Origin of the sequence: Lentzea pudingi, assembly GCF_014646255.1 — a bacterium.
Taxonomy (GTDB): domain Bacteria; phylum Actinomycetota; class Actinomycetes; order Mycobacteriales; family Pseudonocardiaceae; genus Lentzea; species Lentzea pudingi.
In genome coordinates this window covers 1,261,842-1,277,804 of the sequence record NZ_BMNC01000001.1, presented here as the reverse complement: position 1 = coordinate 1,277,804, position 15,963 = coordinate 1,261,842, and the positions used below count along the sequence as shown (strand labels likewise).

General features: G+C 71.3%; 17 protein-coding genes. 8 read left to right on the top strand and 9 right to left on the bottom strand.

Going from position 1 to position 15,963, the window contains the following annotated elements:
- Window positions 1-56: 56 nt before the first annotated feature.
- Both IEY88_RS05820 and IEY88_RS05815 read right to left on the bottom strand, forming a co-directional pair.
- Window positions 57-842, bottom strand: a complete 786-nt coding sequence (locus tag IEY88_RS05820) for an SCO1664 family protein (protein WP_189153448.1) — start codon at window positions 840-842, stop codon at window positions 57-59.
- A gap of 1 nt (window position 843) precedes the next feature.
- Window positions 844-1,410 carry a DUF3090 domain-containing protein gene (locus tag IEY88_RS05815; RefSeq protein WP_189153447.1) on the bottom strand — a complete coding sequence of 189 codons (567 nt, stop codon included), beginning with the start codon at window positions 1,408-1,410 and terminating at the stop codon, window positions 844-846.
- Window positions 1,411-1,488: 78 nt separating this feature from the next.
- Between IEY88_RS05815 and IEY88_RS05810 the strand changes: the two genes are divergently transcribed.
- The gene (locus IEY88_RS05810) at window positions 1,489-3,378 is read left to right on the top strand and encodes a dipeptidyl-peptidase 5 (protein ID WP_189153446.1); all 1,890 of its coding nucleotides are present in this window, start codon (window positions 1,489-1,491) and stop codon (window positions 3,376-3,378) included.
- Window positions 3,375-4,223, top strand: coding sequence for a S66 peptidase family protein (locus IEY88_RS05805; protein ID WP_189153445.1), 849 nt, complete (start codon window positions 3,375-3,377; stop codon window positions 4,221-4,223). The genes IEY88_RS05810 and IEY88_RS05805 overlap by 4 nt, the downstream gene beginning before the upstream one ends.
- A 19-nt stretch (window positions 4,224-4,242) precedes the next feature.
- On the opposite strand, the gene IEY88_RS05800 is transcribed toward IEY88_RS05805, so the two are convergent.
- Window positions 4,243-4,788: an HSP18 transcriptional regulator gene (locus IEY88_RS05800; RefSeq protein ID WP_189153444.1), complete on the bottom strand. Its 546-nt coding sequence runs from the start codon at window positions 4,786-4,788 to the stop codon at window positions 4,243-4,245.
- A gap of 104 nt (window positions 4,789-4,892) precedes the next feature.
- Here IEY88_RS05800 and IEY88_RS05795 point away from each other — a divergent pair, with 104 nt between their 5' ends.
- Both IEY88_RS05795 and IEY88_RS05790 read left to right on the top strand, forming a co-directional pair.
- On the top strand, window positions 4,893-5,324 hold the full coding sequence (locus IEY88_RS05795; protein ID WP_189153443.1) for an Hsp20/alpha crystallin family protein: 432 nt from the start codon (window positions 4,893-4,895) through the stop codon (window positions 5,322-5,324).
- A 54-nt stretch (window positions 5,325-5,378) separates the two neighbouring features.
- Window positions 5,379-6,092, top strand: a complete 714-nt coding sequence (locus tag IEY88_RS05790; protein ID WP_189153442.1) for a poly-gamma-glutamate hydrolase family protein — start codon at window positions 5,379-5,381, stop codon at window positions 6,090-6,092.
- A 13-nt stretch (window positions 6,093-6,105) separates the two neighbouring features.
- On the opposite strand, the gene IEY88_RS05785 is transcribed toward IEY88_RS05790, so the two are convergent.
- The 4 genes from IEY88_RS05785 to IEY88_RS05770 are packed head-to-tail and all read right to left on the bottom strand — an operon-like array spanning window position 6,106 to window position 9,509.
- Window positions 6,106-6,636, bottom strand: a complete 531-nt coding sequence (locus IEY88_RS05785; RefSeq protein WP_189153441.1) for a GNAT family N-acetyltransferase — start codon at window positions 6,634-6,636, stop codon at window positions 6,106-6,108.
- A 4-nt stretch (window positions 6,637-6,640) separates the two neighbouring features.
- The gene (locus IEY88_RS05780) at window positions 6,641-7,852 is read right to left on the bottom strand and encodes an acyl-CoA dehydrogenase family protein (RefSeq protein WP_189153440.1); all 1,212 of its coding nucleotides are present in this window, start codon (window positions 7,850-7,852) and stop codon (window positions 6,641-6,643) included.
- Window positions 7,852-8,856, bottom strand: coding sequence for a phosphotransferase family protein (locus IEY88_RS05775; RefSeq protein ID WP_189153439.1), 1,005 nt, complete (start codon window positions 8,854-8,856; stop codon window positions 7,852-7,854). Before IEY88_RS05775 ends, IEY88_RS05780 begins: the two co-directional genes overlap by 1 nt.
- Complete coding sequence (locus IEY88_RS05770; protein ID WP_229693110.1) at window positions 8,853-9,509, bottom strand: HAD family hydrolase; 657 nt, start codon at window positions 9,507-9,509, stop codon at window positions 8,853-8,855. The genes IEY88_RS05775 and IEY88_RS05770 overlap by 4 nt, the downstream gene beginning before the upstream one ends.
- Before the next feature lie 145 nt (window positions 9,510-9,654).
- Between IEY88_RS05770 and IEY88_RS05765 the strand changes: the two genes are divergently transcribed.
- From IEY88_RS05765 to IEY88_RS05755, 3 genes are all read left to right on the top strand, one after another.
- Window positions 9,655-11,154, top strand: a complete 1,500-nt coding sequence (locus tag IEY88_RS05765) for a carboxylesterase/lipase family protein (RefSeq protein ID WP_229693109.1) — start codon at window positions 9,655-9,657, stop codon at window positions 11,152-11,154.
- Between the two features lie 3 nt (window positions 11,155-11,157).
- The gene (locus IEY88_RS05760) at window positions 11,158-12,417 is read left to right on the top strand and encodes an MFS transporter (protein ID WP_189153437.1); all 1,260 of its coding nucleotides are present in this window, start codon (window positions 11,158-11,160) and stop codon (window positions 12,415-12,417) included.
- Between the two features lie 212 nt (window positions 12,418-12,629).
- Window positions 12,630-13,835, top strand: a complete 1,206-nt coding sequence (locus IEY88_RS05755) for a GGDEF domain-containing protein (protein ID WP_229693108.1) — start codon at window positions 12,630-12,632, stop codon at window positions 13,833-13,835.
- Between the two features lie 50 nt (window positions 13,836-13,885).
- Here IEY88_RS05755 and IEY88_RS05750 read toward each other — a convergent pair whose 3' ends face one another.
- Window positions 13,886-14,728: an alpha/beta fold hydrolase gene (locus IEY88_RS05750; protein WP_189153436.1), complete on the bottom strand. Its 843-nt coding sequence runs from the start codon at window positions 14,726-14,728 to the stop codon at window positions 13,886-13,888.
- A 10-nt stretch (window positions 14,729-14,738) separates the two neighbouring features.
- On the opposite strand from IEY88_RS05750, the gene IEY88_RS05745 reads away from it, so the two are divergent.
- Entirely contained in the window at window positions 14,739-15,203 is a 465-nt protein-coding gene (locus tag IEY88_RS05745; RefSeq protein ID WP_189153595.1) for a PPOX class F420-dependent oxidoreductase, read from the top strand.
- A gap of 111 nt (window positions 15,204-15,314) precedes the next feature.
- Here the strand turns inward: IEY88_RS05745 and IEY88_RS05740 are convergent, their stop codons facing one another.
- Window positions 15,315-15,959: a VOC family protein gene (locus tag IEY88_RS05740; RefSeq protein ID WP_268241211.1), complete on the bottom strand. Its 645-nt coding sequence runs from the start codon at window positions 15,957-15,959 to the stop codon at window positions 15,315-15,317.
- Between the last annotated feature and the right edge of the window lie 4 nt (window positions 15,960-15,963).

Below are 15,963 nucleotides of genomic sequence, written 5' to 3'. Positions count from 1 at the left end.
CGACGGGCACCCGCCCATCAGCCGCGTTCAGTCACCAACCTCATGACCAAGTACACCTAGAACGCGGGCCAGGGGATGGCGGGCCAGTCACCGGAGGGTTCGGGGAAGACACCGGCGGCCAGCAGCTTCTCGACCCGTTCGCCGACGGCGCGGACCTCGGCGCGGGTGAGGTGCTCGTGCAGCGTCTCGCCCAGCTCGGAGTCCAGCGACGACCGCAGCCGGCGCAGCGTCTCGACGACGGGCTCGGGCAGGGGTTCACGGGCCCAGCCCCACAGCACGGTGCGGAGTTTGGGTTCGGTGTGCAGGCAGATGCCGTGGTCGACGCCGTACACGGAGCCGTCGAGGGCGTGCAGGACGTGGCCGCCCTTGCGGTCGGCGTTGTTGACGACGACGTCGAAGGCGGCCATCTCGGCGATGCGCGGGTGGTCGGCGTGCACGAGGACGGCGGGGTCGCCGAAGCGGTCGTGGGCGTGGAAGACGGGGATCCAGCCGGGTTTGACGTCGTCGACGCCGATGATGTCGACGAGTTCGTCCTCCTCGCGGGTGTCCACCCAGAGCTGGACCATGCCGGTGCCGAACGGGCCGGGGCGCAGCACGGTCGGGGGGACGACGCCGAAGGACGCGGCGGAGATCAGGTAGGTGGCCACCTCGCGGCCGGCGAGCGTGCCGTCGGGGAAGTCCCACAGCGGCCGTTCGCCCCGCACGGGTTTGTAGACGCACTGGGCGTCGACGCCGTCCAACGAGATCTTGCAGAACAAGGTGGCGTTGGAGGCGTCGACGAGGCGTCCTTCGACCTCGATGCGGCCGTGTTCGAGCAACCGCAGGGCCGCGGAGGTGTCCACGTCAGTCTTCTTCGGTGCGGCGGTAGCCGTTCTGGCGCGGGCAGATGTGGCCGTCCGCGTCGAGCGGTTCGTTGCACAGCGGGCAGGGTTTGCGGCCGGCGTTGACGACGCGGTCGGCTCGTTCGGCGAAGGCGCGGGCGGCCGAGGGCGACAGGAAGACCCGCACGGCGTCGGGGCCCTCCTCGGTGTCGTCGAGCACGACGGCCTCGTCGACCTCCTCCTCGGACACGGCGAGGAGCTCGATGACGACCGCCTTGGACTCGGCGTCCCAGCCGAGGCCCATGGTGCCGACGCGGAACTCCTCCTCGACGGGCACGTCGAGGGGCTGGGTGTCGAGGTCGTCGGGCGGGGCGTCGTCGGGCACGTCGGTGCCGAAGCGGCGGTGCACCTCCTCGAGCAACGAGCCGATGCGCTCGGCGAGGACCTGGACCTGCTGCTTTTCCAGGGCGACGCTGATCAGCCTGCTCTGCTCGGAAGCCTGCAGGTAGAAGATGCGGTCGCCGGGCTGCCCGACGGTTCCTGCGATGAACCGGTCGGGTGCGCGGAATACGTGAATGACGCGAGCCATGGCAGAAACGAGCCTAGGCCACGCGGAGATCGTCGGCAGGTCCTCCCCCACCAAACACTCCGCGTATAGGGTCGGGTTGTGGTGAAGATCGCTTCGTACGGGACCTGGACCTCGCCGATCACGGCAGGCGACACGTCGAAGCCGGGCGGTGGGTTCCAGTGGGCCGACCTGCACGGCGAGCGGGTGTGGTGGGCGGAGAGCCGGCCGGCCCAGGGCGGCAGAGTGGCGTTGGTGCGCGACGGCGTGGAGGTGCTGCCCGCGCCGTGGAACGCCCGCAACCGGGTGCACGAGTACGGCGGGCGGCCGTTCGTCGTGCTGGCCGAGGACAGGGTGGCGTTCACGCACTGGGACGACCAGCGCGTCTACGTGTTCAACCCGGACTCGCCCGAGCCCACGCCGCTGACCGAGGCACCGGAACGGCACCACGGGGTGCGGTACTCCGACCTGTCGGCGGGCCCGGACGGCGAGGTGTGGTGCGTGCGGGAGACCGTCACGGGTGAGGCGCGCACCGACGTGCGCCGCGACCTGGTGGCGATCACCCAGGCGGGTGAAGTCAGGGTGCTGGGCGCGTCGCACCACTTCATGACCGGCCCGAAGATCAGCCCGGACGGCACGCGGTTCGCGTGGATCGGCTGGAACCACCCGCAGATGCCGTGGGACGGCACCGAGCTGTGCGTGGCCGAGGTCGGCTCGTCGGAGCACCGCGTCGTCTCGGGTTCGGAGACCGAGGCGGTGTGCCAGTTCGAGTGGGAGGGCGACTCCCTCCTGGCGCTGACCGACCCCGACGGCTGGTGGAACCTGTTCCGCGTCTCCCCCGACGGCACGCGCGTGAACCTGGCGCCGTGCGAGGAGGAGCTGGGCGGCCCGATGTGGCGGCTGGGCAACCGCTGGTTCGCGACACTCTCCCCTGGCCGCTACCTGGTGGTCCGCTCCGGGCACCTCGCGGTGCTCGACGAGCGCAGCGGCACCGTGACCGACGTGCAGACCGACCTGCCGACGTGGGCGGCGGACCTGTCGGTGCGCGACGGCGTGGTGATCTGCGGCGCGGCGGGCCCGACGTCGGACTTCGCGGTGGTGCGGCTGGACCTGTCCAACGGCGAGCTGACCTACCTGACCGGCGGCGAGGACGAGTCGCCGGAGACGGCGTACCTGCCGGTGCCGGTGGAGCGGATGTTCGGGGAGATCCCGGCGTACGTGTACGCGCCGTCGAACCCGGACTTCGCGGGCCCCGAGGGCGAGTTGCCGCCGTACGTGGTGCACGTGCACGGCGGGCCGACGGGGCGGGCGCTGCCCAAGCTCGACAGCGACATCGCGTACCTGACCAGCCGCGGCATCGGCGTGGTGGCGGTGAACTACGGCGGTTCGACCGGCTACGGGCGGGCGTTCCGGGAGCGGCTGCGTGAGCAGTGGGGTGTCGTGGACGTGCAGGACTGCGCGTTCGTCGCCCAGCAGCTGGCTCAGGAGGGCACGGCGGACCCGAAGCGCCTGGGCATCCGGGGCGGCTCGGCGGGCGGGTGGACGTCGGCGGCGTCGCTGACCTCCACGGACGTCTACCGGTGCGGCATGGTCGCGTTCCCGATCCTGGACCTGGCGGGGTGGACCTCAGAGGGCGGCGAGACGCACGACTTCGAGTCGCGTTACGTCGAGGGCCTGGTCGGGACGCTGCCGGAGGCCGCGGACCGCTACCGGGACCGGTCGCCGTCGCGCAGGGCGCGGGAGGTGTCGGGGCCGGTGCTGCTGTTGCAGGGCCTGGAGGACGAGATCTGCCCGCCGGAGCAGGCGGACCGGTTCGCGGCGGACCTGGCCGGGTCGGGCATCCCGCACGCGTACCTGACGTTCGAGGGTGAGCAGCACGGGTTCCGGATGGCGCAGAACATCAAGACGGCGCTGGAGGCGGAGCTGTCGTTCTACGGGCAGGCGTTCGGGTTCGTGCCGCCCGGTGTGCCGGTGCTGGACCTGTCGGAGTGAGCCTGCTCCTCGCCGGGGATCGGGTCGCGCTGGTGTCACCGGCCGGCCCGGCCCTGGCCTCGCGGATCGCCGCGGGCGCGCAGGTGCTGCGCTCGTGGGGGCTCGAGGTCACCACACCTGTGGTGGATCCGTGGTCGTTGCCGTATCTCGCGGGCTCTGACCAGGCACGAGCCGAGGAGTTCGTGTCGGCGTGGTGTTCGGACGTCGCGGCGGTGTTCTGCGTGCGCGGCGGCTACGGGTGTCTGCGGATGACGGACCTCGTGCCGTGGAAGGACCTGCCGGCGCGGGTGTTCGTGGGCTCGTCGGACGTGACGGTGCTGCACGCCGAACTCAACGCGGTCGGGCAGCCGACGGTGTTCGGGCCGATGCCCGGCACCTCGGACTTCGTCGACGACCCGCTGGCCCAGGCGCGGCTGCGTGAGGTGCTCTTCGACGGCGTGCGGTCGTGGACGGCCGGCACCCCCGTGATCCCCGGTCGCGCGCGTGGGGTGCTCACGGGCGGGAACGCGGCGTTGCTGGCGGCGTCGATCGGCGGGCCGCGGTGGTCGCGTCCGGTGCCGGGCGCGATCGCGTTGGTCGAGGACATCGGCGAGGAGGCCTACCGGCTGGACCGGATCCTGACGCAGCTGCTGCGGGCGGGCTGGTTCGAACCGGTGTCGGGGATCGTGCTCGGGTCGTGGACGGACTGCGGGGACGTCTCGGCGGTGCTGGCCGACCGCCTGTCGGGGCTGGGCGTGCCGATCCTGGGTGATTTCGGGTTCGGTCACTGCGCGGGCTCGTGGTCGCTGCCGATGGGCGTGGCGGCGGACCTCGACGCCGGGGCGAGGACGTTGACGCTGCTCTGAGCCGCGTTCAGGGGCGCGTTCAGGGGCGTGGGTGACGCAGGCGCGCGTCGGCGCGCAGCTGGTCGGTGCGCTCGCCGATGTCGGCGATGCGGTCGGCGAGGCCGGGTTGCCCGTCGCGCAGTCCGGGGCCGGCCTGCGCGAGCGGTGCGAGCAGGTCCGTGACGTCCTCACCGCCCAGTGCCCGTTGCACGGCGGCGTCGTGCGGGCCGACCTGGGCGGCCAGGCCCCGCAGCACGGCGGCGTTGTCGCGTGCCCACGCGGCGACGGCCTTGTCGCCGGAGCGGCGGTCGCGTTCGGCCTGGACGCGTTCGTCGCCGGTGCCGGGCTCGCCGGTGCGCCGCACCCGCAGGTAGCGCTTCTCCGCGGCCTGCCGGCTCGCGACACCGAGGGCGGGGGCGAGATCGGCCCAGCTCGTGCCCAGCGCGCGGGCGGCCTCGATGAGCTGGGGCTCCCACCCGGACAGTTCGTCGCGCAACTGTCTGAGCAGCATCAACGCCGCGAGGACCTCGGTGGCGTTGCCGGGCGCGGCGGCGGCGGACCGGACCGCGTCGTAGTCGTTCGGCATGTCATCCTCCCGATGACGCTGGGGACTTGTCATCGTTCCGATGACATGTTACAACGGTGGGGCAGCGCATTGACAGTCCTACGAGAGATGGCTGGAGGTGTCAGATGTTGATGCGCACTGACCCGTTCCGGGAGCTCGACCGGCTGACGCAGCAGGTGCTGGGGTCGGCGGGCACGTGGTCGCGGCCCACGGCGATGCCGATGGACGCCTACCGCGACGGGGACGAGTTCGTGGTGGCCTTCGACCTGCCGGGAGTGGCGCCGGACGCGATCGACCTCGACGTCGAGCGCAACGTGCTGACGGTGAAGGCGGAGCGCAGGCCGGTCGGCAAGGACGTCGAGATGCAGGTGTCCGAGCGGCCGCTGGGTGTGTTCTCCCGGCAGCTGTTCCTCGGTGACTCCCTCGACACCGACAGGATCGACGCCCAGTACGACGCGGGTGTGCTGACGCTGCGGATCCCGATCGCGGAACGCGCGAAGCCCCGCAAGATCGCCATCTCCGCCGGCGAGGACGCCCCGCGGCAGATCGACGCGTGATCGACCCGGCGGGCGGCGGCCGTCCGGGTGACGCCCGGTAGGCTTCCGCCCGCCATGAGACCCCATCCACAGTGGACGGCGTCGGACGTCTACTCGTCCAACACCGACCTCTACGCCGATCCCCGACTGGTGGAACGGGTGGACTACCGGCGCCGCTTCAAGCGGCACCGGCCCCGCACCCCGTCGGTCGTTCTCGCCCCGCACGGCGGTGGCATCGAGGTCGGCACGTCGGAGCTGTGCCTCGCGATCGCGGGCTACCACCCCTCCACGCGCGTGCCGATCGGCCAGACCCACGACTACTGGATGTTCGAGGGCCTGCGCACGGCCTCGAACGACGAGCTGCACGTGACGTCGTCCAACTGCGACGACCGCGTGGCGCGGCAGCTGGTGTCGGGCGCGGCGCACGCGCTGGGCCTGCACGGCTGCACGGCCGCGGCGGCGGGCCTGGAGGACCACGACCGGGCGGTGCTGGTAGGCGGCCGCGACGCCCTGTTGCGCCTGGAGCTGCTCACCCGGCTGCGGCGAGCGGGTTTCCACACGGTCGACGCCGCCGACCACCCAATCCTGGGCGGCTACGACCGGGCGAACATCGCGAACCGCACCAGGTCGCGCCAGGGCGGTCAGCTGGAGCTCACCACTCCCCTGCGTTCGGCGATGTTCGCCGAGAACTCCCGCTCGGACCGGCGGCACACGACGACCGAGGTGTTCTGGGACTTCGTGCACGCCTGCCGCGCCGCGCTGGCGGCCCGTGAGTCGCTCGACAAGTAGAGGCGCTGGACGGTCACAGGTGTTGGGCGAGCAGCCGGCCGGGCCAGGTGCCGCCGTGTGCGGTGAACGTGTCCACCGAGGTGAAGCCCTGCTTCTCGTAGTAGGCGACGAGGCGGTGGTCGTCGCCGTCGTAGCAGTCCACCCGCAGCAGGCCGATCCCGGCGGCGCGGGCCTGCGCGCGGGCGTGCTCCAGAAGCGCCGCTCCGACGCCGGTGCCGGTGTGGGCGCGGGCGGTGAGCAGGAGCAGGACGTAGTGCTCGGGTTCGTCGGCGGCCGGGACGTAGTCGGGTGGCGTGTCCGAGGTGACGATCACGCCCGCGACCTCGGCCACGTTCCCTTCCGCGGCGTCGTGGTCCGCCGTCGCGAGCCAGACGGTGCTCGTGGTGGCGTAGTCGGTGAACCTCTCCACCGCGGCCGGTTGACCGGAGAAGTGGTCGGTGCCCCACTGTCCGGTGCGGCCCTGCGAGGCGAGCCAGTCCTGGGCGTCGTCGAGCATCGCCATGATCGCCGGCACGTCGGCCGGCCCGCCTCGCGTGATGTCCATGTCTCTACAGGTACTTCTTCAGCTCCCGCTTCGCGAGCGACATGCGGTGGACCTCGTCGGGTCCGTCGGCGAGGCGCAGGGTGCGGGTGGCGGCCCACAGTTCGGCGAGCGGGAAGTCCTGGCTGACGCCGGCGCCGCCGTGGGCCTGGATGGCCTTGTCGAGGACCCATTCGGTCATCGACGGGACGCCGATCTTGATGGCCTGGATCTCGGTGTGGGCGCCCTTGTTGCCGACGGTGTCCATCAGCCACGCGGTCTTGAGCACGAGCAGGCGGGCCTGTTCGATGCGGACGCGGGACTCGGCGATCCACTCGTGCACGACGCCCTGGGTGGCGATGGGCTTGCCGAACGCGACGCGCGAGGAGACGCGGCGGCACATCAGCTCCAGCGCGCGTTCGGCCATGCCGATCAGGCGCATGCAGTGGTGGATGCGGCCGGGGCCCAGGCGGGCCTGGGCGATGGCGAAGCCCTCTCCCTCGCCGGAGATCAGGTTCGACGCGGGCACGCGGACGTCCTCGAAGACGATCTCGGCGTGGCCGCCGTGGGCGTGGTCGCCGTAGCCGAAGACGTGCAGGGCGCGCTTGACGGTGACGCCGGGGGTGTCGCGCGGGACGAGGATCATGGCCTGCTGGCGGTGGCGTTCGGCGTCGGGGTCGGTCTTGCCCATCACGATGAAGATCGCGCAGTTGGGGTTCATCGCGCCCGAGGACCACCACTTGCGGCCGTTGATGACGTAGTCGTCGCCGTCGCGTTCGATGCGGGTGGCGATGTTGGTGGCGTCGGAGGAGGCGACCTCGGGTTCGGTCATGCAGAACGCGGAGCGGATCTCGCCGTCGAGCAGCGGCTGCAGCCACTGCTTCTTCTGCTCGTCGGTGCCGAACATGGTCAGCACTTCCATGTTGCCGGTGTCGGGCGCGGCGCAGTTGAGGGCCTCGGGGGCGAGGTGGGGGCTGCGGCCGGTGATCTCCGCAAGGGGCGCGTACTGCAGGTTCGTCAGGCCGGCGCCGTGTTCGGGGTCCGGGTGGAAGAGGTTCCACAGGCCTTGGCGGCGGGCCTCGGCCTTGAGCTCGGAGAGGATCGGCTGGCGTTCCCACGGGTCGGCGGCGTCGTGCAGTTGCTGTTCGAGGACCGCTTCGGCCGGGTAGACGTGCTCGTCCATGAACGTGAGGAGCTGGGCGCGCAGTTGTTCGGTCTTGGCGTCGTAGGCGAAGTCCATTAGAGCTCCTTGTGGGCGGCGGCGAGTCCCTGCCGCACGAGGGGAACGGTGAACGCGCCGAGCTTTTCGAAGCCGGCGCCGACGGTCTTGCCGCTGGCGAAGCGGAAGTGGATGCCTTCGACGATGACGGCGAGCTTGAAGTAGCCGAAGGCGATGTACCAGCCCAGGCCGGAGGTGTCGGTGCCGGTGGCGGCGGTGTAGCGGGCGACGAGCTCGTCGGCGGTGAGGAACCCGGGCAGGGAGGTGACGCCGCCGGTGATGGGGTCGTTGTCGGCGCCGAGGCCGGCCCAGTAGACGTAGAGCAGGCCGAGGTCGGCGAGCGGGTCGCCCAGGGTGGCCATCTCCCAGTCCAGGACGGCGCTGATGGCGAGCGGCTCCTGGGTGACGAGTGCGTTGTCGAGGCGGTAGTCGCCGTGGATGATCGCGGCGCGCGGCGAGTCGGGGACGGTGCCGGCGAGCTTGTCGCGCAGTTCGTCGACACCGGGCAGGTCACGGCTGCGGGAGGCGTCGAGCTGCTTGCCCCACCGCTTGACCTGCCGGGCCATGAACCCCTCGGGGCGGCCGAAGTCCTGCAGGCCCACGGAGGCGGGGTCGACGGCGTGCAGTTCGGCGAGCACGTCGACGAGGCGTTCGGACAGGGTGCGCGCGTCGTCGGGGGTGATCCACGGGCATTGGGACCGTTCGCGCAGGGCGGCGCCGGGCATCTCCTGCATGAGGTAGAACGGCGCGCCGATGACGGAGGTGTCCTCGACCAGCAGTTTCGCGCCGGGCACGGGGACGTCGGTGTCAGCGAGGGCGGAGATGACGCGGAACTCGCGGGCCATGTCGTGCGCGGTGGCGAGGACGTGTCCCAGCGGCGGGCGGCGCAGGACCCAGGTCTGGGTGCCGTCGCTGACGCGGTAGGTGAGGTTGGAGCGGCCGCCGCGGAACAGCTCGCCGGTGAGCGGGCCCGTGCCCAGGTGTGTGGCCAGGGCCTGCAGGTCGAGGCCGGGAAGGTCGGTCACAGGTTCACTCCGAGGGTGGCGAGGTGGGCGCGGGTGGTCTCGGCACTCGTGTGGCGGAAGGCGTGCATGCCGACGGCCTGGGCGGCTTCGACGTTGACGGGCGCGTCGTCGAAGAACACCGCCCGCGCGGCGGGCACGCCGACCCGCTCGAGGGTGTGGTGGTAGATGCGCTCGTCGGGTTTGCGCAGGCCGACGCGTCCGCTGATGACGACGGTGTCGAACAGCTCGAGCAGCAGGTCCTTCGGGTAGCCCTCGCCCCAGCTGTTGGACAGCAGCGCGGTGCGCAGGCCGGCGGCGCGGGCCTTGCGGACGAGCTCGACCATCGCCGGGTCCGGGGTGGCGCCGCCGAACATGCGCTTGAGAAGCCCGGTCTCGTCGATGCCCGCGCCGCTGGTGGTGATCAGCTCGGCGGCGAGCAGCCGTTCGAACTCCGGCACCGTGAGCTCGCCGGTCTCCAGGCGGAACACGGGGTTGCCCGGCAGGGCGTCGCGGCCGAGCCAGTCGCGCATGATGCGGCCGTAGACGTCGCGGTCGATGGCCTCGGCGTGCAGCCAGGCGCCGACGAACTCGGGCACGGAGACCGTCAGGACGCCGCCCCAGTCGAAGATCAGCGCGTCGACCAGGGGCTGCTGCGGAAGCGTTGTGTCACCCACGACCAGGAGGGTACCGACCGGTCGGTATGTCGGCAACCGGTGCCCGGCCCGTCCACCTTTCGATGTACCGCAGAAATCGTCTTTGGGTGGTTTTCGGGCACGCCGGATCTCGATACGTTCGAGTCCGAAGGGGGTCTGACAACTCATGACACGGATAGCGACGGCGGCATTGGCCGCCGCGATGACGCTCGCCGTCATCACAGCACCGGGTGCGCTGGCCGAGGGCGGCGGACCGGTCGTCAGGACCGACAAGGGCCTCGTGCGCGGGGCGGTGACCGAGCAGGTGCGGACGTTCGGGAACATCCCGTTCGCCGCGGCGCCGGTGGGTGAGAACCGGTGGCGGGACCCGCGGCCGGTGACGGCGTGGCAGGGCGTGCGGGACGCGACGACACCCGCGCCGTTCTGCGCGCAGAACTCACAGCTGGGCCAGCCGTCCTCGCAGGTCGAGGACTGCCTCTATCTCAACGTCACCACTCCGGCCTCCAGTGCGCGCAAGGCGCGGCCGGTGATGGTGTGGATCCACGGCGGCGGGTTCACGGCCGGGGCGGCGTCGATGTACGACGCGACGTGGCTCGCGGCCAAGAACGACGCCGTCGTGGTGACGGTGAACTACCGGCTCGGGGTGTTCGGGTTCTTCGGCCACCCCGGCCTCGCGGGGTCGGGGGCGTTCGGGCTCGCCGATCAGCAGGCGGCGCTGCGGTGGGTGCAGCGCAACGCGCGGGCGTTCGGTGGCGACGCGCGCAACGTGACGGTGTTCGGTGAGTCGGCCGGTGGGCTGAGCGTGTGTGCGCAGCTGGCGTCGCCGCGGGCGGCGGGGTTGTTCGCCAAGGCGATCATCCAGTCCGGGCCGTGCGGGCTGGCACTGCCGGCGACCGGCGCGCAGGGCGAGTTCACGCACGTGTGGCGCTCGCGTGCCGACACCGAGAAGGCAGGCACCGGGACGCTGGGCTGCGCGGACGTGGCGTGTCTGCGGGCCAAGCCGGTGTCGGAGCTGTTGGCGGTGCACGAGCTGTTCGCGTCGCCGTCGTTCGACACGGCGGTGCTGCCGATCGACCCGGTCGTGGCGCAACGCACGGGCCGCACGCACCGAGTGCCGACCCTGGTGGGGACGACGCACGACGAGATGACGTTGTTCGCGCCGTTGTTCTGGCCGCAGCCGGTCCCCGAGACCTCCTACGGCGACCAGCTGGCCGGGCTGTTCGGCGCGGACGCCGCCAAGGTCGGCGCCCGCTACCCGGTCAACGGCAACGGTGACGCCCGCGACGAGATCGCCCGGCTGCTGACGGACCGGTCGTGGGCCTGCACCTCGCAGGTGACACGCGAGCAGCTGGGCCGGCACAGCCGGGTCTCGGGCTACGAGTTCTCCGACCCGGACGTGCCGATGATCTTCCCGGGCTTCCCACCGTTCCCCGGCGGCTACAAGGCCTACCACGGCTCTGAGCTGCTGATGCTGTTCGACATGGGCCAGACGCTCACGCCGGCGCAGCGGAAGGTCTCGGACTACATGATCGCGGCGTGGGGCCGGTTCGCGCGCACCGGCGACCCGGGGTGGCGGGCCGCGGTGCAGTCACTCGCGCCCGGCTCGACCGGCCCGGCCGATTTCGCCCGGGATCACCAGTGCGGGTTCTGGTCGTCCATCCTGTAGCGCATGCCCGGCTACCGCGACCTCGCTCGCGATCGCGAGTTCCGCGCCCTGGTGGGGGCGCACGTGGTGTCGGTGGCCGGGGACCAGTTCGCCAGGGTGGCGCTGACGGTGCACGTCTACGACCGCACCGCCAGCGCCACCCTCACCGCGCTGACCTACGCGCTGACGTTCCTGCCGGACCTGATCGGCGGGCCCCTGCTCTCCGGGCTCGCCGACCGGTTCGCCCGCAAAGAGGTCATGGTCGCCGCCGACCTCGTGCGGGCGGCACTGCTGCTGCTCATGGCCGTGCCGGGACTGCCGCTGTGGGTGCTCGCGGCACTCGTGGTCCTCGTGCAACTCGCGGGCGCACCGCACGGGGCGGCACGGGCCGCGGTGCTGCCGCACATCCTGCCCGACGAGCGCTATCCGCTGGGCCAGGCGGTGATCGGCACCCTCACCCAAGCAGCACAGGTCGCCGGGTTCGTCTGCGGCGGCGCCCTGGTCGCCTGGCTCGGACCAGGCCCGGTGCTCGTCGCGGACGCGGTGACGTTCGGGGTCTCGGCGTTGCTGATCGGCCTCCACCTGCTCGACCGGCCCGCACCGGCACGCGCGCACGTGCGGGCGTGGCCGACGGACCTCGTCGGCGGCACGCGGCTGGTGTGGGGTGACCGGCGGCTGCGAGCACTGGTCGCACTCGCCTGCGTCTCGGGCTTCTACATCGTCGGCGAGGCCCTCGCGGTGCCATACGCCGCGAGCCTGGGAGCAGGGCCGGCCGCGGTGGGCCTGCTCTTCGGCGCCTACGCGGCCGGGGCGGCCGCGGGCATGCTGGTGGTCGCACACCTCGGCGAACGACTGCAGCTACGGCTCATGCCGTGGCTGGCCATCGCCGCGTGCGCGGTTCTCGTCCCGGCCGCACTGCGGCCGGGACTGGTCATCAGTACCGGGATGTTCGCGCTGTCCGGAGCGGCCAGCGCCTACCACCTGGTGGCGAACACGCGGTTCGTGCGCGCCGTACCGGACGAGTCACGGGGGCAGGCGTTCGGCCTGGCCGTCACCGCGCTGCGCGTCTCCCAGGGGATCGGGGTGGCGCTGGCGGGGCTGGCGGCCGAGACGATCGCCGTGCACCGGGTCGTCGCCGCCGCCGGAGCACTCGGGGTGCTCGCGGCAGGCGGTGCGGCGTACCTGTGGCGGCTCAGCGACGCCAGTCGGTCGGACGGGCCCAGTCAGTCGGGCGGTTCCAGTCGGTCGGGCGAACGGGACGGCCGGCGGCGGAGACACGGTTGATCATGACTGCTCCTATGGGTGTTCGTTGTGCGGGTAGTGCAAAGGTTTTTGGGGTGCGAACTGTGAGGACTACTCACGGTGAGGTCCCCCACATGGAGCCACGACTTTGCGTGACCCGGTAGCTACAGTGGTTGGTTCCTGGACGGTGGTGTGGGGGTGGCAGCGTGCCTTGGCTCGACCCGCGCCGGTGGAAGTTATGGTCGCTTCCTCCTGTGGTGCTGGCCTATGTCGCGACGGTGGTTGTTTCGGCGACCCTCGTCACGCTCGCCACCGCATGGCGTACCCCTGCCGAGGCCTTGAACTGGACGTGGTTCCTGCTGCTCGCCGGTGGTGCGGTCGTGCACCTCGAAGCGGCACGCGGAATCGAACGAATCCGCGAAATCGGCGCCGAGGGGTCACCACACGCCCACATGCAGTCCGTGTGGCTGTTCGCGGGCGTGCTCGTACTACCGATGCCACTGCTCGTGGCGCTGATCGTCATCAGCTACACGCACTCGTGGTTCCGGGTCTACAAGCGGCGGGCCGTCCTGTTCCGCAAGGTGTTCTCCGCGGCCACTGTCGTCCTGGGCAGTGCCGCGGCGCAACTCGTGCTGGCGTGGTTCCCCGACCGTGCTGTTGACGTTGACGGCCCGCTTGGCCTGTTGGCATTGGTTACGGCCGGATTCCTCTACTGGTTCATCAACTACGCGCTGGTCGTCACCGCGATCTTCGTGACGAACCGCCAGAACCCCGTCCGCACGGCCCTGGGCAACGCCTCCGACGTGCTGATCGTGCTCGCCTCCGTCGGCCTCGGCTCCGGGTTCGCGATCATCCTCAACTGGCGGCCGTGGCTCACACCGATGCTGCTGCTCACGGTCCTGGCCCTGCACATGGGCCTGCTGCTGCCGCAGTTCCGCGTCGCCGCCCGCACCGACTCCAAGACCGGCCTCGTCGACGCCACGTTCTGGCACGACGTCGCCGAACGCGAACTGCAGCGCGCCCGCCGCCTGACCTCCACCGTCGGCGTGCTGATCATCGACCTCGACCACTTCAAGCTCATCAACGACACCTACGGCCACCTCGCCGGCGACCGGGTGCTGCGCGCCGTGGCCGACGCGCTCAAACACTCCGTGCGCTCCTACGACCTCGTGGGCCGCTTCGGCGGCGAAGAGTTCGCCGTGCTGCTGCCCGGCGTCAGCAACAGCGAGGTCCGCGCCACCGCCGAACGCATCCGCTTCGAGATCGCGAGCCTGCACATCGTCGTGCTCGACCGCCTCGGCGAGAGCCAGGTCGTCGCCGGCCTCACCGCCTCCGTCGGCGCCGCCGTCTTCCCCGACACCGCGACCGAGCTCAGCCCACTGCTGCTGGCCGCCGACGAGGCCCTCTACCAGGCCAAGAGCAACGGCCGCGACCGCGTCGCCACCGCCCAGGTCTTCTGAGCACCAGGTCTTCTGACCGCACCGAGTCTTCTGGACACCAGGTCTTCCGGCTAGCGGGCGAGGAACGCCTCGACCTGCGCCGATACCCGCTGCGGATCCTCCACCCACGGGTAGTGCCCCACACCCTCGTGCACGTACAACGTCACGTCCGGGAACAGGTCCGCCAGCTCCACGCACCGCCGCACCGGCGAGATCGGGTCCTCCGAGCACGCGTACACCAGCACCGGGTGACCGAACTCCGCCAGCGCCCGCCGCAACACCCCCGGCACGAACGCGCCCTCGGCGTTGTAGCCCAGCGCCACCGGGTACTTCCACTGCCCCAGCTCCGCCTCGGCGTGCGCGCGGGCCCGCTCGTCCCACCGCGCGTACAGCAACGGCGACGCCGCCACCCGGTTCTCCACCGAATCGTCACCGGCCGCGGTGCGGGCCAGCGCCGTCGTCGCCGCCTCGAACCACGGCTCACCCACACGGGAGGCGAGGAACTCGTCCCAGTCGCTCTGCTCCGGCGACAACCCCACACTGCGCAACGCCGGCGTCAGCAACACCAGCTTCCCGACATGAGCGGGGAAGTCCGCGGCATACCCCATCGCGATCCCCGCGCCCGCCGAATGCCCCAGCACGTCCACCACGTCCAGCCCCAGATGCCGGCGCAGCACCTCCACGTCCCGCACCAGCATGTCCCGCCGGTACGTGAACGGATCCGCCGGCTCGTCCGACGCGCCCGTCCCCCGGTTGTCCAGCACCACCAGCCGCCGCGACGCCTCCAGCCCGCCCAGCGTCCCCAGGTACTCCGAAGCCCGGCCGGGACCACCCGCCAGCACCAGCAGCGGAACCCCCTCACCCAGTTCCCGGTAAGCGAGTTCAGTGCCGTCGAACGAGGTGAAGCGTGCCATGCTGCACATCATGCCGAAGATCGCCACGGCCGACCTCGTCGACCGGCCGCAGCTGCTCGAGTTCCTCGCAACCCGCCACCACGGCGTCCTCATCACCCACCGCTCCGGCGACGCCGGACTCCAGGTCTCCCCCGTCGCCTGCGGCGTCGACTCCCAGGGCCGCATCGTCGTCGCCACCTACCCCCAGCGCGCCAAGGTCCGCAACGCCCGCCGCGACCCCCACGTCACCATGTGCGTGCTCTCCGACGACTGGAACGACGCCTACGTCCAGATCAACGGCACCGCCGAGGTCCTCGACCTGCCCGACGCCCTCGACGACTTCGTCGAGTACTACCGCTGCATCGCGGGCGAACACCCCGACTGGGACGAGTACCGCGCCGCCATGCTCCGCCAGGGCAAGTCCCTCATCCGCATCACCATCGACACCTGGGGCCCCATCGCCACCGGCGGCTTCCCGCCCGAACTGGAGGCGTGAGCGACCCCCCCACCCCCCCACCCCCCCACCTCGGCGGCGACACGACGTACCTGCACTCAGGCCCCAGCGCCGCCACCGGTCTCGCCATCGCGTACCGAGACCCGAGACCCGCTAGCTAGACCACACGCCACCCCAGCCAGCCGGCTTCTCCAACAGCACGCACGAACCGCCGTGCGGACCCTCGATCGACGCCACCAACCCCGTCGGCACCGTCGTGGGCTCCAGCAGCACACGACCGTCCCACACCGACACCCGCGCACACGCCGCCACGACGTCGTCCACCGCGAAGTACACCTGCCAGCCCTGCGCACGAGACGTCGTCAAACGCCCCGCCACCGCACGAGGATCCCCGTGCCGCGCCGAAGTGAACACCACGAAGTCCTCACCCTCCGGCCGGCTCTCCCACCCCAGCTCCGCGGACCAGTAATCGTCCTGCGGCGACTCCGTCATCAACTCCACCCAGCACGGCTCACCCACGCGCGGCGGCGGAGCCCACGGACCGTGCAACACCCTGCCACCGTCCACAGAGGAATTCGCCCTCAGCTCCCGCGCCTCGTCACCACCGAAGAACACCCGCCAACCCTGTTCCCCCGCAACGACATGCGCCGCCAGCCGATCACCCACGAAACCCGAGAACGACCCACCCGGCTCCGCGATCACCGTCCACCCGAGCACACCGGCGAAAAAATCCACCGACACCTCAGGCTCGGCAACACTCAACTCGAGACGACGAAGACCACAAGACGACACAGGCATCCCA